The organism is Pacificoceanicola algae, assembly GCF_049341065.1.
Lineage (GTDB): Bacteria > Pseudomonadota > Alphaproteobacteria > Rhodobacterales > Rhodobacteraceae > Pacificoceanicola.
The window spans coordinates 406,156-426,216 of sequence record NZ_JBMPIX010000002.1 but is presented as its reverse complement, the minus strand read 5'-3'; the positions used below and the strand labels follow the sequence as shown (position 1 = coordinate 426,216).

The 20,061-nt window shown below is 60.6% G+C and carries 16 protein-coding genes and 2 pseudogenes; 3 read left to right on the top strand and 15 right to left on the bottom strand.

The annotated features are described in order from the left end of the window. Positions 1 to 8: 8 nt before the first annotated feature. The 6 genes and pseudogenes from ACOYQJ_RS04615 to ACOYQJ_RS04590 form a co-directional block, all read right to left on the bottom strand. Positions 9 to 209, bottom strand: a pseudogene (locus ACOYQJ_RS04615) (CBU_0592 family membrane protein); the annotation flags it as partial. A 166-nt stretch (positions 210 to 375) separates the two neighbouring features. After that, positions 376 to 1,095, bottom strand: coding sequence for a VIT1/CCC1 transporter family protein (locus ACOYQJ_RS04610; protein ID WP_422904824.1), 720 nt, complete (start codon positions 1,093 to 1,095; stop codon positions 376 to 378). 71 nt (positions 1,096 to 1,166) lie between these two features. Then, positions 1,167 to 3,851 carry a DUF2339 domain-containing protein gene (locus ACOYQJ_RS04605; RefSeq protein WP_422904823.1) on the bottom strand — a complete coding sequence of 895 codons (2,685 nt, stop codon included), beginning with the start codon at positions 3,849 to 3,851 and terminating at the stop codon, positions 1,167 to 1,169. Between the two features lie 81 nt (positions 3,852 to 3,932). Beyond that, positions 3,933 to 4,940, bottom strand: coding sequence for a YcjF family protein (locus ACOYQJ_RS04600; RefSeq protein ID WP_422904822.1), 1,008 nt, complete (start codon positions 4,938 to 4,940; stop codon positions 3,933 to 3,935). Next, on the bottom strand, positions 4,933 to 5,409 hold the full coding sequence (locus ACOYQJ_RS04595; protein WP_422904821.1) for a GNAT family N-acetyltransferase: 477 nt from the start codon (positions 5,407 to 5,409) through the stop codon (positions 4,933 to 4,935). The genes ACOYQJ_RS04600 and ACOYQJ_RS04595 overlap by 8 nt, the downstream gene beginning before the upstream one ends. Then, the gene (locus tag ACOYQJ_RS04590) at positions 5,406 to 6,833 is read right to left on the bottom strand and encodes a YcjX family GTP-binding protein (protein WP_422904885.1); all 1,428 of its coding nucleotides are present in this window, start codon (positions 6,831 to 6,833) and stop codon (positions 5,406 to 5,408) included. The genes ACOYQJ_RS04595 and ACOYQJ_RS04590 overlap by 4 nt, the downstream gene beginning before the upstream one ends. 141 nt (positions 6,834 to 6,974) lie before the next feature. On the opposite strand from ACOYQJ_RS04590, the gene truA reads away from it, so the two are divergent. Further along, positions 6,975 to 7,751, top strand: a complete 777-nt coding sequence (truA, locus tag ACOYQJ_RS04585) for a tRNA pseudouridine(38-40) synthase TruA (RefSeq protein ID WP_422904820.1) — start codon at positions 6,975 to 6,977, stop codon at positions 7,749 to 7,751. Here the strand turns inward: truA and ACOYQJ_RS04580 are convergent. Together ACOYQJ_RS04580 and ACOYQJ_RS04575 are read right to left on the bottom strand one after the other, a co-directional pair. Next, positions 7,748 to 8,269, bottom strand: a complete 522-nt coding sequence (locus ACOYQJ_RS04580) for a hypothetical protein (protein WP_422904819.1) — start codon at positions 8,267 to 8,269, stop codon at positions 7,748 to 7,750. The two genes, truA and ACOYQJ_RS04580, sit on opposite strands and share 4 nt — an antisense overlap. Continuing rightward, a complete protein-coding gene (locus ACOYQJ_RS04575; protein WP_422904818.1) occupies positions 8,266 to 9,912 on the bottom strand; it encodes a hypothetical protein in 1,647 nt (548 codons plus the stop codon). Before ACOYQJ_RS04575 ends, ACOYQJ_RS04580 begins: the two co-directional genes overlap by 4 nt. Before the next feature lie 130 nt (positions 9,913 to 10,042). Between ACOYQJ_RS04575 and ACOYQJ_RS04570 the strand changes: the two genes are divergently transcribed. Both ACOYQJ_RS04570 and ACOYQJ_RS04565 read left to right on the top strand, forming a co-directional pair. After that, the gene (locus tag ACOYQJ_RS04570; RefSeq protein WP_422904817.1) at positions 10,043 to 11,998 is read left to right on the top strand and encodes a bifunctional 2',3'-cyclic-nucleotide 2'-phosphodiesterase/3'-nucleotidase; all 1,956 of its coding nucleotides are present in this window, start codon (positions 10,043 to 10,045) and stop codon (positions 11,996 to 11,998) included. Between the two features lie 270 nt (positions 11,999 to 12,268). Beyond that, positions 12,269 to 13,067: pseudogene (locus ACOYQJ_RS04565) on the top strand (IS5 family transposase). Positions 13,068 to 13,110: 43 nt separating this feature from the next. Here the strand turns inward: ACOYQJ_RS04565 and ACOYQJ_RS04560 are convergent. From ACOYQJ_RS04560 to ACOYQJ_RS04530, 7 genes are read right to left on the bottom strand one after another with little or no spacing between them, the layout of a single operon-like run. After that, positions 13,111 to 14,229, bottom strand: coding sequence for a protein-glutamate methylesterase/protein-glutamine glutaminase (locus ACOYQJ_RS04560; protein WP_422904816.1), 1,119 nt, complete (start codon positions 14,227 to 14,229; stop codon positions 13,111 to 13,113). Beyond that, positions 14,229 to 15,053 carry a CheR family methyltransferase gene (locus ACOYQJ_RS04555; protein WP_422904815.1) on the bottom strand — a complete coding sequence of 275 codons (825 nt, stop codon included), beginning with the start codon at positions 15,051 to 15,053 and terminating at the stop codon, positions 14,229 to 14,231. The genes ACOYQJ_RS04560 and ACOYQJ_RS04555 overlap by 1 nt, the downstream gene beginning before the upstream one ends. Next, complete coding sequence (locus ACOYQJ_RS04550; RefSeq protein WP_422904814.1) at positions 15,029 to 15,550, bottom strand: chemotaxis protein CheW; 522 nt, start codon at positions 15,548 to 15,550, stop codon at positions 15,029 to 15,031. Before ACOYQJ_RS04550 ends, ACOYQJ_RS04555 begins: the two co-directional genes overlap by 25 nt. 9 nt (positions 15,551 to 15,559) lie before the next feature. After that, complete coding sequence (locus ACOYQJ_RS04545) at positions 15,560 to 17,248, bottom strand: methyl-accepting chemotaxis protein (RefSeq protein WP_422904813.1); 1,689 nt, start codon at positions 17,246 to 17,248, stop codon at positions 15,560 to 15,562. 10 nt (positions 17,249 to 17,258) lie between these two features. Next, positions 17,259 to 17,771: a chemotaxis protein CheW gene (locus tag ACOYQJ_RS04540; RefSeq protein WP_422904812.1), complete on the bottom strand. Its 513-nt coding sequence runs from the start codon at positions 17,769 to 17,771 to the stop codon at positions 17,259 to 17,261. Then, on the bottom strand, positions 17,768 to 19,687 hold the full coding sequence (locus tag ACOYQJ_RS04535; RefSeq protein ID WP_422904884.1) for a chemotaxis protein CheA: 1,920 nt from the start codon (positions 19,685 to 19,687) through the stop codon (positions 17,768 to 17,770). The genes ACOYQJ_RS04540 and ACOYQJ_RS04535 overlap by 4 nt, the downstream gene beginning before the upstream one ends. Then, a complete protein-coding gene (locus ACOYQJ_RS04530) occupies positions 19,687 to 20,052 on the bottom strand; it encodes a response regulator (RefSeq protein ID WP_422904811.1) in 366 nt (121 codons plus the stop codon). The genes ACOYQJ_RS04535 and ACOYQJ_RS04530 overlap by 1 nt, the downstream gene beginning before the upstream one ends. Positions 20,053 to 20,061 lie beyond the last annotated feature (9 nt).

Here is a 20,061-nt window from a genome sequence, read left to right as displayed (position 1 = left end):
ATCAGCGCCGCTGCCAGATTGAACTCTTGAGCGAGGGAAATCAGTACCAGCGTGGCGGCAAAGATATTGCCGCAGAAATACAGGATACTGTCGCTGTGCAGCACCCGCAGGCTCAAGCAGGAATAAAGGGTCACATAGGTGAGGAAACCAAGAACTCCGACAATACGAAGCACATCTGCGCCGACGGCAGTCTGTAAATAGTCCAACATTGAAATAATCCGCATAAAAGATTGAAGGAGTTCATAAAATAATGAGCTCAGCTTATCCGAGTGTCGGAACTTCCCTAAAGTCAGGTATTCCGGACGTTGCAGCGTTTCGGGAAATGACTGATGGGCAAGTCGCGGTTTTCCAAGACCCATCCAAGGGCAATTCACCCTAAAGCGTAAACATCGTACCCGCCATATAGGCGATAGAGGCCGCGACAAAACCAATGGCCAAGGTCTCTAACCCCGAGCGCCACCATGGGCTGAGGGACCAAATGCTTTTCAACGTTCCGATGGCGAAAAAGCTGGCCATTGTCATGCCGGAGGACCAGAAAAACGCCTCGGGAAGGCCGAAGAGGAAGGGCAAGAGCGGAACCATACCCGCAACCAGAAAAGCGCCAAAGGTCACCAGTGCCGCGCGCATCGGATGCGGGTCGACGGAGGCGAGGCCATATTCCCCTTCCAGCATGGTTGCGATCCAGTTTTCGCGATTGGCGGCGATCTGCTTGGTTGCCTGGTCCAGCGTGTCGCCCGACAATCCGCGTTGCGCCAGAATGGTGCGCAATTCACGCTTTTCGCCGTCGGGATATTGGGCGATATGGCGTTCTTCCACGGCACGCAGGCGCTGGATGTCGTCAAGCTCGGCCTTGGTTGCCGAGTAATTCCCGGCGGCCATGGAAAACCCGTCCGCCAGCACATTGGCAAAGCCTAGCGCAAGGATGACAAGCGGCGAAAGCTCTGCTCCGGCGACTCCGGCGACGATGGCAAAGGTCGTGACCGAGCCGTCGATCGCGCCATAGACGGTGTCGCGCAAATAGCCGCGCCCCGGCGGTTGCGACAGGCGGGCTTCGATCTCGGCTTGGGTGTGACCGTGGTCTGTTGCTTTGATCATGGCGCCTCCTTGTCCGCAGGATGGTGCGGGCAAGCGGCCGTGCGCCATGCGCTATGTCAAACCGGCGGGTCTTATGCGTTGCGCTGGCCCGCACGGGTTTGAACCCAGCGATTGAGCCATGCCAGCCCCGCGAGGGACAGGCCGAGCAGCAGGAAGGAAAACACCCGTACCAGCCCCGACAGGCCCGATATGTCGATCAGAAAGACTTTGGCCACAGCCAGCCCGATCACCAAAACTCCAGCCCGCCGCAACAGATCGGACCGCCGTGCAAGCGCTTGGTAAAACAACGTTGCACCGGTCAGTAGAAGCGCCACGGTATAGGAATAGAGTTCGGGCTGGGTCACGCCGAAAGAGAGGCTCATCGCGTTTCCGCCCTGCCAGAAATGCCGGATCACCATGGCCGCCCAGAAACTGGTCAGCGCCAGCGCCGCGCCGCCAAGCGCGCGCCGCAGCCACAACGGCTGAGCGGTTAGGCGCCAAGCCGCCAGCCCCAGTATCACGGCGGGCAGCAGATAGGCGGGTATCAATGTGTTCAACAGCGGCCAGCCCAGCACCTCTTCTGCCCAGGTCAGCGGGTTGAATGCGGTCAGTGCCAGCCCAAGCATCAGGGCCGCGATCAATCCGAAGACACTGGCCAGCCCGATCCGGACATAGCGCATCCAGCCACCAAGGCTTTGGCGATGCAGCTGGGCCAGCGCAACGCCCGACCAGATCGCGGCTTGCAGGCCAAAGCCCCAATGCGTCTCGAGGCCAGTGCCCGGCGAAAAGGCGTCGATCACGTGGTAAAGCGTCAGGCTCAGCGTCATGCCAGCGGTCGACCAGGCGGCGCTTTCCAGAAAGATCTGGCTGCGTGGGCGATCACGGCGCTGCAAGAGCCAGAGCGCCGCAACGAAGGCGGCAAGCGTGCCGCCATAGGGCAGCAACATCGCGGGCAATGTGGTACGCGTCGCCCAGTCCAGGCCAGGGTCTACCGTCAATCGATAGCCCAAGGCGACAACGCCCGCGGCAATATAGGCGCCCATCAGCGGCAGGTTGAATTTGCGATCCAGCGCGGCGGCGGCCAGAACCGTCGCGGCCAGCGCCAGCGTCAGCGCCGAGTCTGTCAGGATGATGGCGAGCGAGAAGGTCAGACAAGCCAGCGCAGACAAAACCGGCAGCGACGTACGGGTGTGATCGTCTTTGTCCTGACGGGCAAAACGCTCGGCCATCACGGTCATGATGGCGCCCAGCAGTAATCCGTGCAGCGCCCAAGGGTATTCGCCGATCAGCAGCGCGGGTTTGCGGGTCATCTCCAGCGCAAGCCCGGCCACCGGGGCGATCAGCGCCGCCGCGCCTGCCCAGACCAATTTGTTCTGCATGCCAGTCAGGCTGCGCCACGCCGCCAAAAGGCTCAGAACCAAAGCAGCCCCGACCAGTAGGGAAACATCCCAGATCATGCGCGTTTCCGTCTGGGTTTCGGTGGCTTGCAGATGTTCGTAGATGGCATTGAACAGGGGCCTGTTCAGGTCAGGAACAGCATGCAGGGCAATCAGGCCAAACGCTGGCAGCAGGGCGTGATCCTGTAGCGCCGGAGCCCTGATCGACCAGACTACGTAGAGCCCGGCAAGGCCGGTTACCAAGATAAGGGACATCCAGAAGGTTGTGGGGCTTTCCGGCGCCATGACGACAATCGCAAAGCAGGCGGCCAGAAGGCTGCCCAGCGAAAGCCGCGCGGGAAAGATCGGCCAGCTTGTCTTGGTCGAAAGACGCTCCAGAAGGCAGGGGCCGTCATGGTCCGGGCGCAGGCCCCGCGCCGGGATCAGGGTCGCCAGCAGAGCCATCGCGGCAGCGAATGCGGCAAAGGCAACCGCCATGCTTTCCCGGTTCGGCGCGGAAGACACCAGCAGCCAGCCCGCTGCAAAGCCAAGGATGAGCGACAGCACGCTGACCCAGGCCCAGCGGCGCACAGTGTCGATGCCAAGGCCAAGCGCCGTCAGCAAGGCAAAATAGAGCAGCAGCCATTCCGGCGTGTCCGATTGGCCACCCACAAGGAAAGGTGCGGCCATGCCGCCGATCAGGCCGATGGCGGCCAGCAACGGACCGTGGAACCAGCCCAGAACCAGCCCGCCCAGCGCGATGGAAAACAGGCCCACCATGGCGGGGCCCGGACCGATCAAGCCATAGAGCATGCGCGCGGCCAGAACACCGCCGAAAAGTGACACCATCCCGGCACCCGACAAGACCGAAGGAAGATAGGCGGTTGTGCTGTCTTCGTCGTCGCCGAAGCGGCGGCGGATATATTCACCGGCTCCGATCAGCGCCGCGCCAAAGGCAAGGGCGGCTGCAACGCGCGCTTCGGGCGGGAGCAGGCCGTTTTCGATGCCATATTGAACAAGGAAGATACCCGACAGCGCAAGCGAGACGGCAGCCGCCACGTAGAACCAGTTTTCGCGCAGCCAAGACGACAGGGCGGCGAAACGTTCGCGGCGAAAGACCACGGCGGCCGAGGGCTTGGCCGGGGTCTGCGTCATGCCGACCCATGGCTTGCGTTCCGGTTGTTCTTCGGGCGGCTGCCAAGGCTCGCTTTCGGCGCGGATCGGCGCGCTGGGCTTGACGGATGTGGGCGCAACGGGAGATGGGACTTGCGGCGCCCCTTCAAGCCGCGCGGACAAATCGCGCATCTCCCGTTTCAGACGCGCGACCGCGACCAACAGGTAAACGACCGCAACCGGAATCGCGAGAAGGGTCAGGCCGATCAAGACAAGTAAGGGCTCCATCAGCGCCGTCTCCACTTTTTTGGGCAGGATACGCGCGGGGGCCGGGAAGGAAAGGTCAGAAATTCCAGACCGTTGACCGGGTCAGCCCTTGTTCGAAGTAAACAGCCCGCTCAATGCTGTGCGCACTATGCTGCGCACCGAAGGCCGTTTGTCTTTGCTGAAGGGCAGCGGACGGCAGACCTCCATCGCGGCCACGCCGACACGCGCGGTCAGCGCGCCGTTCACCAGACCTTCGCCAAAGCGGCGCGAGAGTTTTCCCAACAGACCGCCGCCAAGGATCGGCTCAAGCATGTCGTCGCCCACGGCCACGGCGCCCGTTGCCACAAGATGGGACATGACCGCGCGGGTCAGGCGCAGGCTGCCCAGCGTGCCCGAGCGTCCGCCGTAGATTTCCGCGATGCGGCGGATCATCCGCAGGTTCGAGGTCAGCGCTGCCATGACATCGGCCAGCGCCAGCGGCACCAAAGCGGTCACCGTCGCGACCTGTCGGGCTGCGGCCTCGACCTCAAGGCGGGCGGCGGCGTCCAGCGGCGTCAGCAGCTCGTGTTCGGCCAGATCCAGCAGCGCGCCTGCGTCAAAGACTTCGGCCTCGCGCTCGGCCAGTCGTTCGCGCCCCCAGCGGGTGTCGTCACGCCCTTTGTACAGCGCGACGAGTTTGGTGGTCAGGGCGCGGGCCTCTTTGATGCTGTCATCGGCGCGGGCACTTTCGGCTTCGTGGTGCAGGGCGTCGATGCGTGAAAGGCGCGCAAAGGCGGCCAGTTCCTTGATGGTGATCATGGCCAGCACGAACACAAACAACGCCATGAGCAGCGCCACCGCATAGCCCAGCAGCGGCACGCTGGCGATCAGCCCGGTGACATAGTTCCACGCGGCAATCGACACAAGCGTGCCGACCAGCGCCACCAAAAGCCGCCAGAACCAGCGCGCAAGCCGCGATGGCGGGCGCCCGGCCAGCGCCGCGACGGTGGCCATGGCGCGGCCTTCCAGCGGCGCTTCGGGGTGAATTTCGGGAACCGGGGGCGCCTCGGACGGTGACGGGGCGGCCTCGTCTTCCAGATCGATCAGCACGGGGCCTTTGCGGTCAGTCATTGGCTGGGCCTTGCGTCTTGAGGACATAGGGCCCTTGCCAGACATAATGCACGTCGGGCAGCTTTTCATCGTTGTCCGCGCCATCGGTGCGCCGATCGACGACAAACCCTTCGCGTTCGTAAAACCGTTGGGCGCCTTCGTTGGCCTGAAACGTCCAGAGTTCCAGACGCGACACGGCCTCTTTCGCGGTGTTCAGCAATGCGGTGCCAATGCCGGATCCTTGCGCCTGCGCGGTGACATAGAGCGCATGTATCCGGCTTTCTTCGCGGGCAATGAACCCCACCACGGCGCCGCCCTGTGCGGCCACCGTCACCCAGCCGCGGTCGATCATCTTCCCGACATGATCGATATCCTCGGCACCGCTGTGCAGCAGAGGTTTCCAGTCAAACGCGGCCACGGCCTCTGATATCATGGCGCCAAGCTTGCCGGCGTCGGTGCTACGGGCATGGCGCAGGAGCAGATCGGTCATAACTTGTCTCCAAACAGGAACTGGGCGGCGCGATCCAACCGAATATGCGGTGGGCCTTCGCCGGGTTTCAAGGTGAGGCGGGCAGGGGCAAAGCGCATGATCCGGTAGTCCTGATCCAGCCAGGCTTCGGCGCCGTCGCGGGCCGGGCCAAGCAGATGCGCCGGGTCTTCGGGTAGTTCACCGGGATAAAAGGCGGCTTGCTTGCCGTGTGTGCCGTCACTGTCCAGCAAGGTGCCGCGCACGCAGTCCAGTTCTTGCCCGCCGTGGCTGATGGTCTGTTCGGTCGTGGCGCGCAGGGCGGCAATTGACATGGCCTGCGTTTCGGCGCCGGAAAATCGGGCGCGATCACGGGCCTCGCGCACAAGCGCTTCCATGATGGCGGTCAGGCGGGGGTGCTGGCTGTGGTGCAGATGGTCGGCCTTTGTAGCCGCGAACAGCACCTTTTCCACCCGCTTCCCCAGCAGCAGCTGTGAGAGAAAGGCGTTTGCCCCGGGGCGAAAGGCGCCAAGGATATCGGCCATGGTGCGCCGCAGATCCTCGACCGCCCGTGGCCCGGCGTGGATTGCGCCAAGGGCATCGACCAGCACAACCTGACGATCGATCCGGGCAAAGTGGTCCCGGAAGAACGGTTTGACGATCCGCGCCTTGTAGGCCTCGTATCGCCGCTCCATTTCGCGCCAGAGCGACTTGCGCGGGGCGCTGGGCTGTGGCGGCAAGGGCGCGAAGGTCAGCACCGGGCTGCCAGCCATTTCGCCGGGCAGCAAAAAGCGCCCGGGCGAGCAGTCCGAGAAACCTGCCTCGCGGGCGACATGCAGCGCCTTGGTATAGGTGTCAGACAGGGCGCGGGCGCGGGCTTCTTGAAGATCGGCGCTGGCGTCTTCGGCCTTGGCCATTTCGACATACTCGGGTCCGCTGGGGCGCGTTGCCATGCGCTCCAGCATCTCTTCGGACCACTGGGCATAGTTTTTGTCCAGCAGCCCCAGATCCAGCAGCCATTCGCCGGGGTAATCGACGATATCCAGATGCACCGTTCGCGGTCCTTGCAGGCCCGACAGCAATCCGTTGGGGCGGATTTTTAGTGACAGGCGCAGCTCGCTGACCGCGCGGGTGCTGTCCGGCCAATGCGGGGTGGTCGAGGTCAGGGCGCCAAGGTGCGCTTCGTAATCAAAGCGCGGCAGGGTGTCGTCGGGTTGTGGCTGCAAATAGGCGGCCAGAATGCGCCCCTCGGTTTGGGCCACAAGTTGCGGCATGCGGCCCCGGTCCATCAGATTGGCCACCAGCGAGGTGATGAACACGGTTTTGCCCGCACGGCTCAGCCCGGTGACGCCCACCCTGATGACCGGGTCGAAAAACACACCCGAGACCGTGTCCGTCACATTCTCCACGCTTCTGGTCAGCGTGTCGGCAATCGTTCCAATGACCAATGCGGCCCCCAATCTGCTCTTGATCGCCAAGATAGGCAGACCTGCGCCAAAGAACCAGAGGGGAAGAAACCTGCGCTGGCAATGCCCCTTGGGCGTGCAAGACCCATTGCCCCGGACCCGATCAGGCGCTAACCCGGCGCCATGCCCAGATATGCGTTACTTGTGGAATATGATGGCCGCCCGTTCTCGGGCTGGCAACGGCAGACCGATCAGCCTTCGGTTCAGGGCGCGATCGAGGCGGCCCTGGCCCAGCTGGAGCCGCGCGCGCACACCATCGCCGCTGCCGGGCGCACCGATACAGGGGTGCACGGGCGCGGGCAGGTGGCCCATTGCGACATGGATAAGGACTGGGATGCCTTCCGGCTGTCCGAGGCGTTGAATTACCATCTCAAACCGGCACCGGTGGCCATTCGCGCCGCCAAACGTGTGGCGGATGATTGGCACGCCCGCTTTTCGGCGATGGAGCGGCGCTATCTGTTCCGTCTTTTGATGCGCCGCGCACCAGAGACGCTGGAGACCGGGCAGGTCTGGCGGGTGAACCACCAGTTGGATGTCGAGGCGATGCGGGCGGGGGCCGAACACCTGATCGGCCTGCACGATTTTACGACCTTTCGCTCGGTCGTGTGTCAGGCGAAATCGCCGGTCAAGACGATGGACGAGATCGCAATCACCCGCGTCGAAGGGCCTGCCGGCCCCGAGATCCAGTTCCGCCTGCGGGCGCGGTCCTTCCTGCACAATCAGGTGCGCAGCATTGTTGGCACGTTGGAGCGTGTCGGTGCCGGATCCTGGGCGCCCGAGGATGTAAAAACGGCGCTGAAGGCCAGGGATCGCGCCGCTTGCGGTCCGGTTTGCCCGCCGCAGGGGCTGTACCTGATGGGCGTGGGCTATCCCGACGATCCATTCGCGCAGCAACCCTAGTCGTTGTCGATATCACCCGCCCCGGCCCCTGCCGAGCGTGAGGCCTCGGACGCCGGGACATAGGTTTTGGCGGCCAGCCGTGACAACTGTGCGATCAGATCCTCGGGGGCCTCGATCCGCGCGGGAAAGGATGTCTTGCCCGGGGTTTGCAGATCGGCCGAGACGTGTAGTCGGGGCTGCCGGTCTTCGTCCTGAACAATGGTGCAGTCCGTCACCCGGATGGGCAGGAGCCGGGCGTATGCCGAGGCCAGGGACACGTCCTCAGGGTGCAGTGTCAGGTCGACATTTGGACCCGTCAGCGACAGCGCCCGCAGCACGTCATCCATCAACAGCGGCAGGCGCAACACCGGGCTGTCTGCCGGATCACGCAGCGCCTGAACCAGATCCTCGGGGTTGCGGTTCGCGGCCAGATGCGCGGCGGCGGCGCGGCCAAAGCGTTCGGCCTGCTGCGGCGGAAATCCCGCCCCGCGTGCCGCCTTTTGCGCCAGTCCCATGATTTCATTGGCCGATCTGCTCATGCGCTTTGCCCTCTGAGCCACCAGTCGTCGGCGTGATCACTAAGCAAATCCTCTGGCAAGGGCGCCCCCTGCGCCAAAGCGATACGGGTCCAGCGGTCGGATTTGGGATCAAACTTGGTGGCCCCGAAAAACGCCAGCTTGCAGCGCAGCATGTCGATGGGCAGGCAACCATGACCAATCAGGTTGTCGTGAATCTCCGAATAGGGGTGCAGCGCGTTGATCTGGACCCGGTGCATGGCTAGTTCGTGTTCGGGGTGCGCATCGCGGAAAGCGCGCAGATCGGTGTCGCCTTTCAGATCGCGGTACAACGCCTGAACCCGGCGGGCGATATCCAGCGGACTTTCCAGCTCGGCCCCCGGTTCTTCAAAGCGCAGTCCAAGACGGGGTTCCTGCTTTTCCTCAGAGACATACCAGAACTGATGCCGGGCCTCGGGGTTGTCAAAGTCGATGGCCAGCGCCCACCCGAACCCTGCTTCGATTTCGGCCTGCAGGTGTGCGCTATCCGGGAAGGGCAATGCGCACAGTCCCACTGGATCGGCCATGCATCCGGCCAGCCCATCCACTAGATCGGAGAAAGGTTCCAGCACCAGCGCAACCAGCAGCTCCTGTGTGTCCTCGCTCAACGTTTGCGAATTCGTGACGATCTGGTCCAGTGCCGCAGCGCCATTGGCGCCTTCCAGCCAGCCCTGAACCTTGGGCCATTCGACTTTGATCGCGTCGATGCGGGCCTGATGTTCGGGGGCGGGGACGCGCCATTCGCCCAGATGCAAGGCAGCGCGCCGGGCCAGCCGCAACAACCGGTCGTGGATTTCCGGGGTCACGTCGGCGGCGCGCACGCGCGCAAGCGCGGTTTCCCGCGCCATCATCCAGTTGTTCAACAAGATGGGATGCGCGACGAGGAAAGGCGCCATGCCCAGCCCGGTGGAGTTGCCAATGCCCAGATGGCGTTTCAGATCAGGCTGCAAGGGGGCGCGGCCAAGGTGTTCGACCAGATCATGGGTAAAGTTGCGGATCAGCCAAACTGTCAGCATTTCGGCAGCGAAGGGGCCAGATAGACCGGGGCGATCTTCGATCAACCCGCGGTCGGCGATGCCGAATTTTCCGTTTCCGTAAACAGCGGTTGTGCGCATCAGGTAGCCAACCGAGTTGATCAATTCCGCGTCAGGCTGGGCACCCGCGCGCAGCCGGTCAACGACATGGGAAAACAGCCGCACGGATTTGTTGGCCCGGCTCAGAACCAGATCACGCTCGCTAAAGCGCCCGGCTTCCTGAAGCGGGGCGTTTTCGGCAATGCGGGCAATCTCGGCTGCATCGGGTGTGCCGTCATAAAGCACGTAAGACGTGTCCCATGCCGTAGCGATCACCCGGTCGCTGCGCAGCTCATCCGGCAGATAAGTGGATATGGCAACAAGGCTGTAGGTGTGTCCACCCAATGGAATCGAATAGACCGCATGGCCATAGCCTTGATCGTCGATCTGCCAGACCGGGCGGGTCAGCTGCGCGCGCTCGGCGGCCAGATCGCGCAGGAGGATGCGCAGAAAGGACAGGCGCGTGGGAAACATCGCCCCCATCCGCGACAGGCGCATAACCTGCGATGGCGGGCGCAGGGCGGTTTGCGGGGGCGTGTGCGCGAGGTCTTTCATATGGTTACAGTGCCATTTGAGCGCGCGTCAGGAAAGCGTGTTTGCGCCGTTTTCGCAGGTCGAATGTCGTTCAGGCTTCACATAGCGCGCATAGAGGGGCTTACTGAAGGATTACAAAGGGGAGTCTCTCATGCCACTGAATTTCAATCGCCGCCAGTTTATTGCCGGGTCTGCGGGCCTGATCGCCCTACACCCGTTTTCGGTGCAGGCCGCCGCAGGTCAGGCGCATCTGCGCATCATGGAAACCACGGACATTCACGTTCATGTCTTTCCGTATGACTACTACAGCGACAAGCCGGTCGATACCGTCGGTCTGGCCCGCACCGCCAGTCTGATTGGCGACATCCGCGCCGAGGCAACCAATTCGATGTTGCTGGACAATGGGGACTTCCTGCAGGGCAATCCGATGGGTGATTACATCGCCTATGAGCGCGGCATGAAAGAGGGGGATCTGCACCCGGTCATCGCCGCCATGAATTCGCTTGGGTTCGATGCTTCGACCCTTGGCAATCACGAGTTCAACTATGGATTGGAGTTCCTGTCGAAATCGCTGGCGGGGGCTGAGTTCCCGGTGGTGTCGGCCAATGTGGTCAAGACGATGGGCGCCAGTCCGACGCAGGATGAGACATGGATCAAGCCCTATGTGATCCTTGACCGGATGATCACCGATGGCGCGGGCGAGACCCATCCGATCAAGGTCGGGTTGATCGGCTTCGTTCCGCCGCAGATCATGAATTGGGACCGCAAACACCTGGAAGGCAACGTTTCGACGCGCGATATCGTCGCCACCGCCAAGGCCTATCTGCCCGAAATCAAAGAGGCCGGGGCGGATATCGTCATTGCTCTGTGCCACTCGGGGATCGGCTCGGCGAATGCCGAGGACGGGATGGAGAATGCCGCCGTCCCGCTTGCGGCGGTCGAGGGGATCGACGCGATCCTTACTGGCCATTCGCATCTGGTCTTTCCGGGGCCAAACTACGATGGCTGGGCCGGGCTCGACGCCGCCGAAGGCACGATTCACGGCAAGCCTGCCGTCATGGCCGGGTTCTGGGGCAGCCACATGGGGTTAATAGACCTGATGTTGGAACGCGACGGCGCAGGCTGGCGCATTGCCACGCACGCGGTCGAGGCGCGACCGATCTATCAGCGCAACGAGGATCGCTCGATCACGCCCTTGGTCGAGAGCGCGGCGCCGGTGCTGGCCTCGGTCCAACAGCAGCATGATGAGACATTGGCCTATGTGCGCCGCGCCGTGGGCAAGACAGATGCGCCTCTGCATTCGTATTTTGCGCTGGTTGCGGATGATCCGTCGGTGCAGATCGTCTCGAACGCCCAGACATGGTACATCCAGCAGATGATGGTGGGCACCCCGCACGAAGGCCTGCCGATCCTCTCTGCCGCCGCGCCCTTCAAGGCGGGCGGTCGTGGCGGGCCAGAGTATTACACCGATGTGCCGGTCGGCGATGTGGCGATCAAGAACGTTGCGGACCTGTACCTGTATCCCAACACCGTGCGCGCGGTGCGCGTGACCGGGGCGCAGGTCAAGGACTGGCTCGAACGCTCGGCCGGGATGTTCAATCAGGTCGAGGCTGGGGCGCAGGACGCGGTTCTGCTGAACCCGGATTTCCCCTCGTACAACTTTGATGTGATGGACGGGGTGACCTACCAGATCGACCTGTCGCAGCCGTCCAGGTTCAATCGCGACGGCGAGGTGATCAACGAAGGCGCCAACCGCATCGTCAACCTGATGTTTGATGGCGCGCCGATTGATCCGGAGGCAGAGTTCGTGGTCGCCACAAACAACTATCGCGCCTCGGGCGGCGGCCATTTCCCGGGCACCGGTGACACCATCATCTTTGAAGGCCCGGACACCAACCGCGACGTGATCGTGCGCTACATCGTGGAAAAAGGCACGGTTAGCCCCAAGGCGGACGGCAACTGGTCCTTTGCGCCGATGGCAGGCACGACGGTGATCTTTGAAACCGGCCCGGCGGGCGCGCAATATGCCGCTGGTGTACCGGGGGTAACGATCGAAGAGGCGGGGATGTCGGACACCGGCTTTGCCCGGTTCCGCATCACGCTTTAAGGGCACCGGGTTAAAGAAAATCGCCCCGGCCATTGGCCGGGGCGGTCTTGCAATGATTCAGACTCCGATCACCACTTATTGTCGGCTGATCGGATCTTTTCTGCCGTTTGGCTTCCAGCTCACAGGGTCAGCTATGCGCGCATGCGGCTGCAGTGAGAAGAACCAGGGGAGACTGTGGAATTTCGCTGCGCCGGCAGCTCAGGGCTCCAGGCTGTGTTGCCAAAAGGGATTCACAAGACGCGTCGAGCGTGTTTCAAGTTGGTATCCGCCATCGAGATCAGTGTGGTACGAGACTTGATGTTGGACGAGAAGTGGGCGTTCTTTGAGCGATTCATCCTGTCTGTCCGAGCCCCGAACGGGCGTAAGCCCATCAACCACCGCCTTGTTTTGGATGGTATTTTCTGGATCGCTCCGTACCGGAGCGCTGTGGCGCGACCTGACGGCAGATTTCGGGAAGTGGTCCAGCGTTTTTCGGCAATTTAGGCGTTTGACACTGGCGGGCCTCTGAGAGCAGATCACGGACGGCCTGAACGAAAGCGGAGCAGCCCCGCAGGCACACCAGACGATCGACAGCACCGTGGTTCGCGCCCATCATCAGGCAGCGGGCGCCAAAGGGGGGCTCCGCGACAGGGTTTGGGCCGCACAAGAGGTGGCTTCATGACCAAGATCCACCTCCTCGTCAACGCCGCGGGGCCGCCCATGAGGACCGAGATCACGCCGGGACAAACCTCCGACTATCGTGGCTTCAAACCGGTAATGACGGAACCTGCCCACACCCAGCGTCTTTCTGACCGACCGAGGCTATGATGCTGACAGCATTCGCAAATCCATGGACGAAGGCGATGTGGTGTCCGTCATCGCGATGCGAAAGTCACGCTAGAAACGCGTTGGCGCGCACCGCTCTTTGTATCGTCTGCACAACTAGGTCGAACGGTCCTGCAACAAGCTGAAAAACGCCCGCCGTGTCGCCACACGCTATGACAAAACTGCGGAGAGTTTCCTCTGCTCTATCGACATCACATCAATCTGCCTATCGGTGCGCCGTTTGTCAGCATTACCTAGCTATTAATATGGATCACTCAAGCTGGGCTGCTCGTTTGCTCAAAGCAAAATCATGGGTTCCGCAGACAACCAAGTGTATTCGCCTTTGACCAGTCCTGCAATGCGCGAGGAATTGAAGACAAGGCGACAGTTCTATCAGACGCCCCAAGAGCAAGAGCTTCCTTTGGCATTCCAAAAACCACGGAACTTGTTTCATCTTGGACGAAAGTGTCTGCACCTGCATCGCGCATCTCCAGCAATCCGCGGGCGCCATCATCACCCATTCCGGTCATGATAACGCCTAACGCCTTGTTGCCAGCACTTTGCGCAACAGACCTGAACAGGACATCCACAGACGGGCGATGACGGGCGACATACGGTCCATCAACCAGATCCAATCTGTAAGCCTTTCCGCTGCGCCGCAAAATTGCGTGCTTGTTGCCGGGCGCAATCACAACCCTGCCGCGAAGCACTTTTTCTCCATTACATGCTTCGACAACTTCGAGTGGGCTCAATCCATTCAAACGTTCTGCGAAACTTCGGGTGAAATGTTCCGGCATGTGCTGCACGATCACAATTGGAGGCATATCTCCCGGAAGTTCGCGAAGAATTTTGGCCAGCGCTTCCGTGCCTCCGGTAGAGGCACCAATAGCAATAATTTGGCCGCCGGGGAAACCGATGTCCGGATTGGCCCGCCGGGCTGGCAGGATGACATCAGCGGTCAGCTTTGGCCCCGGGCTCATTGGCTTTGCCGCCGCGATCTTGCGGTGCCCGTTGGACGAAGAGACTGCCGCGTGAATCGCATCGCAAAGCCGAATCTGCGCCTCACACCGATCATTGGAGGTCGCCATGCCGGGCTTGGCGATGACCTCGGCCGCGCCGAATTCCAAAGCTTTTATTGCCTTTTGTGATCCCTTTTTCGTCAAGCTGGAGCAGACCACGACTGGCAGTGGATGCTGTGCCATAATCTTGCGAAGGAAAGTCAATCCGTCCATGCGCGGCAATTGAAGATCCAACAGAATTACATCTGGCAGCGCCTTTCGCATGAGTTGCGCGGCTTCGAAAGGGTCACCTGCCATTCCCTGAACCGTAATGCCGGGGTCTTCGCTCAGCAGTTTGCGGAACGCGCTGCGGGCTGCTGCACTGTCGTCTACGACAAGAACCCGGATCGGACCATTGTCTCGCGGCATCAAATCGTATCCTTTCTGCGGAAAGTTGCCGGCGCAAGTTGCTCAAGGCGTGGGTCGTTGACGATCATGGATTCGGCGTGGCCAACGTAGAAATGGCCACCCGGTCGGAGGTGATCTACAACATTGTTCACAACTTTGGTTTGTCGGTCGTGATCAAAATAAATTAGCACATTGCGCAACATGATGACGTCCAGATTGAAGGCCACTGGATAGGGCGGTTCAATCAAATTTAGTTGCTCAAAGCGTGTTCGACGGCGCAATTCGGGCACAATGCGCATTTCACGAGACCGTGCCCCGGGCCGTCCTCTCATCGCATAACGTTGGCGCAATTCCGGAGGCACCGGGGCCAATTCCTCGGCCGGATAGATCGCATTCCGCGCCTTGGCCAAAGCGCCGCCAGACAAATCTGTTCCAAGGATCATCCAGTCCAGCAACCGATTTTCTCGCGCCGCTTCGGCGAGAACCATGGCAGCGGAATAAGCTTCGGCGCCAATCGATGCAGCTGCGCTCCACAATCGAAACTGGACCGGTTCCGTACTACTTTTGCGCGCAAATGCCTCCGGTATCGCCGTGTGAGCCAGTACGTCATAATGGGCTGGTTCTCGGAAGAAATCTGTCTTGTTGGTCGTGACCAGGTCGAGAATTTCGGGCCATTCAGCGTCCAAGGCTCCGCCATCGAACAAGTGCGCGAGATAGGAGTCAAGTGAGTTAAGCCCAAGCGCGATTTGTCTCTTTCGCAACCGAGACGCAATGAGATGATCCTTGTTCTGCGGCATCTTGATGCCGGTTTCACGGTAGATCAGTTCGCGGAAGCGACGCTGCATACCGACTCCTTGCCTGAAGGACCTGCTGATCGGTCCCTGATCGCCGCCATGGTGTCAGGATCAAAGATGGTCGAAATGTCCAGCAAGGCGACGATGTCACCTTCGTGGCGTCCAATACCCGCGATGATGCGTTGATCCCAATCCAGCATCTCTGCTTCATCGACCGAGGTAATCTGGCCTCCATTGTCCAGCATCGTGACAGAAGCCACTCGGTCCACTCGAAGAGCCACGAGATGCGAGCGTTCGGAACGTATGACCGAAAGTATGAGAATTCGGGTATCGTCGTCATCTGGGCGACTGCATTCTCCTAATAGGAGACGTAAATCTACAAGGGCAACGGCTTCACCGCGCACATCAATCAGGCCCATTAAGTGATCTGGAGCGTTGGGCAGGCGGCGTGGTGACCTGGCCGAAAGGATTTCACGCACATGCTGGACCTCGACCGCGAACATGGAGTCCGCAATCGAGAAAGTCACCACGGTTTCCGAGAGTGTCATTCCGGGACCTCAAGCCGCGTTGCCGGTGGCACTACTGGAACCATGTCGGGCAAACGCGGCGTCCAATTCGTCCTCGCCCGTGCCCAAGTCGAAATCGAAGCCGCCGCCAGAGAGATCCCTGCGGCCAGACGAGTGTGAGTACTTACCTCGTTTGGAACCTGCTGCAGGTTTTGTGAATGACGCGTTGGCAGTGACCGCCCGAACGCTTTGGTCAGTTCGGAAATACCCGATCGCGCCGCGCAGGCTTTCGGCTTGTGCCGACAGCTCTTCGGCGGTCGCGGACATTTCCTCCGAAGCAGAGGTATTTTCCTGAGTCACCTTGTCCAGTTGTTGGATCGCCAGGTTGACCTGTGTCGCCCCCGAAGCCAGTTCCTGACTGGCAGAGCTGATCTGGCTGACCAGATCCGAGGTCCGCTCGATGTCCGGAACCAGCCCTTCCAGCATTCGGCCCGCCTCTTCGGCCGCGCGAACCGTGCTACCCGACAGCGAAGATATTTCTCCGGCTGCGGTTTGGCTACGTTCCGCCAGTTTGCGGACTTCCGAAGCTACGACGGCAAAACCGCGGCCATGTTCACCGGCGCGTGCCGCCTCGACGGCGGCATTCAATGCCAGCAGGTCGGTCTGACGCGCGATTTCCTGCACGACCATGATCCGCTCGGCGATGGTTTTCATCGCCTCTACAGCTTCTGCCACGGCTGTGCCGCTCTCGCGTGCGTCACTGGCAGATTTACGCGCCATTTCCTCAGTTTGGGCGGCGTTGTCTGCTGTCTGGCGGATGTTGGCGGTCATCTGCTCGACACTGCTTGATGCCTCTTCAGTCGAAGACGCTTGTTCCGTTGCGCCTTGGCTGAGTTGCTCAGCGGTTGAAGCCATTTCAGTCGAGCCAGCTGCGACTTGTGCTGCCCCACCGGTTACTTCCCCTACCACGCTGCGCAGTTTGGACGTCATGTCATTCATCGCGCCAAGAAGATCGGCGATTTCGTCGTTGGTACGAATTTCAGCGGTTTCGTTCAGGTCCCCATCCGCGACTTTACGGGACAGGTGGATTGCCCGTCGCAGACCTCCAGACAATGTCATAACGATCCAGAAGCCTGCAGCCGCGCTGGCCAATGCAATGGCGATCATTATCCCGATCGTCAGCGTTCGCGATGCCTGGTAATTCGACTGAGCGATATCGACCGCCTCATCCATAGCATCCCGGTTTGCCTGCAAAAGCTCATTTATGGTGGTTTCCATTTCTTCCCAGATCGCCTGACCTTCTCCATTGATAAGGCGGAATGCACGGAGTTGGTCGCCACTGTTTGATATCGTAATTGCACGATCATTTATCTCGCGGATCTGATCGGCAATTGCGTTGTACTTGTCCAAAGTACGTTGCCCGGCGTCGGTGGCAATCGCGCGCAGATCGTCAAAGACCTGATCGTGATATCCGCGCGAACGTTGCGTTCCGCTGATGATTTCGCGTTTCACAGTGTCACTTTCTGCAAGTAGGTACTCGCGTACGTCACGCTGCACGCGGAGTTGTTCCTGCGAAAGTTCCTGTGCCAGACGAACCCGTTCGGCTTTGATCGACACGACGTCGTCCATGCGAGCCTGCATCCCAGCCATTCGATCAAGCGACATCAAGTTGGCCCCTGTCGAAGCACATACCAGCAAGATCAGGATCGCGGAAAGTTTCAGTTTCAGAGTAAGACGCATGTTTTTGTCCTCAGCAAGAAAGAGCAGTGGCCGCGCCAGCGGCAGGAAGATGGGCGGCAAAGATCGCGTCGAGGTTAGGCATGATCAGAAAAGCATCGTCACGTCGCCCTACGCCGTTCACGAATTGAGGAGGCCAGCGGCTACCAACGGTAGGTACGTCCTCAAGTGAGGCCGTCTCGATACGGGTAACTTCGTGAACCTTCTCGGCGATGATTCCAATGACCGAAGCGGTGCCGGCCAAAGGCAGTTCAAGGACAAGCACACGGGTTTCTTCATCTGCTTCGCGCAGAGGCATCCGCAGTGGAAGCCGCAAGTCACACAACGGAACGACGCCGCCGCGCACGTTTATCAGCCCTGCCGAAAACGCCGCCGCATTCGGCACGCGGGTCACTGCGCCGAATTCCAGCACCTCGCGCAAATGGCTGGTGGGGATTGCAAGCATTTCCCCCCCGAGGCCAAGCGTGACCACGTCCAGCGTTGCATGAACCCGAGTGTCGGGGCGCAAGTCAGTTATGGTCGTCATGCAACCTCTCGATCATCAAGCGTTTGGCCGAAGGCCACAAGTTGAGGCACGTCGAGGATCAGCGCGACCGTTCCGTCACCCAAGATCGTTGCGCCAGAAAAGGTCTTTAAACCGGCATGTAGCGGTGAGAGTTGTTTGATTACCGTCTGGCTCGAGCCGATAATGCGATCAACCGTCAGACCGATACGCAATTCACCCGCAGTCACGACGACCACCTTTTGGTGTGCGTCCGGGTGCCCCGGGCTGTTCAACAATCGCCGCATTCGTAGAAACGGCACCAGCTGATCTCGTATGTTGAGAAAGCGGGTCGCGCCATCTTCTTGCGCCTTGTCGGAGGGCATTTCGATGATGTGTTCGACTGCCGCCAGGGGAATGGTGTACCGTTCGCCTGCGACCTCGACCAAGAGCCCGTCGATGATCGCCAAAGTCAAAGGTAGACGCATATGTATTGCGGTGCCATGTCCTGGCTCGCTTTCGATCTCGATAGAGCCTCGTAGTTGTTCGATCGTTCGCTTGACAACATCCATGCCAACGCCGCGACCTGAAAGTTCAGTCACGTCTGCAGCAGTCGAAAAGCCGGGCTCCAAAATCAAAGCGCACGTATCTGCTTCGGAAAATGCCGCGTCCGAAGGAATCAGATCGCGGTCCACGGCACGGGCTCGGATACGTTCCAAATCAAGGCCACCGCCATCATCAGCAAGCGTAATGACGACTTCAGCTCCGGAATAGCGCGCAGAAAGGCGGATGCAACCGGTTTTCGGCTTGCTCATCGCCGCGCGTGTCGCTGCGTCTTCCAGCCCGTGGTCCGCTGCGTTGCGGATCAGGTGCATAAGCGGGTCGGCCAGCATTTCGACGACGGTTTTGTCCAGTTCGGTGTCCTGCCCTTCGACGTGCAAATCGATCGGCTTGTCCAGTTTTTCCGTCAGGTCATGAACCAAGCGGCGGAATCGCCCCGTTATTGATCCTATGGGAGTCATCCTGATCGACATCGTGGTTTCACGCATGCCGGTCGAAAGCCGCTGGATCTCTTCTGCGACGGCAACCAACTGTGGGTCGCCCGAGCGCGCGGCAAGATCAGCAAGCCTCGCCTCAGCAATTACCAGTTCACCGACCCGGTCCATCATCTCGTCAAGACGTTCCGCCGAGACGCGCATCAGGCTGCTGTCGCGAACAGAATGCTGTGGCAAAACATCAGAGGGCGCGTTGTGACTATTTTCTACAGGTTCCGGAGTAGCGGCACCAGCTACAGTCAGTTCAAGGCCATCGTCGTAAAAGAGGAAAACTGCTCTGATGGCATCTTCGGTGACGGTACTTGGCAGATGAGCGTTCCAGCGCAGGTGAAGGCGTTCGGGATCAAGGTCTTCAAGATGCGGCAGGTCGTCTAGTTGCGGCTTCAAGTCCGTTGAGCCCAGCTCTCGCAATTCATCCAGTAATGCTTCGGGTCGACCGCCAAGGATGAGCGTATCTGAAGGCAAGCAAAAGCTGACGGTCCAGCCTTCACCAAAGCTTTGTCCCGCCGAGCTTTCGACTTCGCCAGAACCGTCTCGAGCAGATGAAACCAGGGCGCGAAGGGCGTCCAGCAGAGGGCGTCCCGGGGCAACTGGTCCGCCAGACAACAATGACAAGACATGATCGCGCGCTTTCAAACCCAATCCGATCAGGTCTTCGGTGACTGGCAAATTGCCCTCGCGTACAGCCTCGAACGCGGTTTCAAAGTCGTGCAAGAACTGCGCCATATCGGCCTGACCAAACATGGCTCCTGTACCTTTCAACGTATGCAAATCGCGAAAGGCACGGTCGATGATCTGGCGGTCTTCTGGGCGGTCTCTGAGATCAAGCAAGGCCGCTTCCAGCGATTCCGCAAGTTGCTGGGCTTCGGCAAGGAAAAGCGGGTCGATTTCGTCAGCGCTGCTCATCATCCAAGTACTTTCTTGACGACCTGCAACAGCTGCCGGTCGTCAAAAGGCTTTGTCATCCAGCCGATAGCCCCGGCCTCACGCGCTTTGGTCTTCAAAGTCGCGTCGGTTTCCGTGGATAGGAAGATGACTGGAACTCCGCGTCCTTCGGGCCGCATGCGAAAAGCTCGGATAAAGCCGACGCCGTCGAGATTTGGCATATTCTGGTCGGTAATCACGGCCGCGGGTCGTACAGTTCCGGCCACTTGCAATGCATTCTGTCCATCCACCGCTTCGGTCGGTTCATAGCCTGCAGCGCGCAAGGCAGATGAGATTAAGCGTCGGACCGACGGCGAGTCGTCAACAACCAAGATGCGTTGTCCCATGTGGGTATT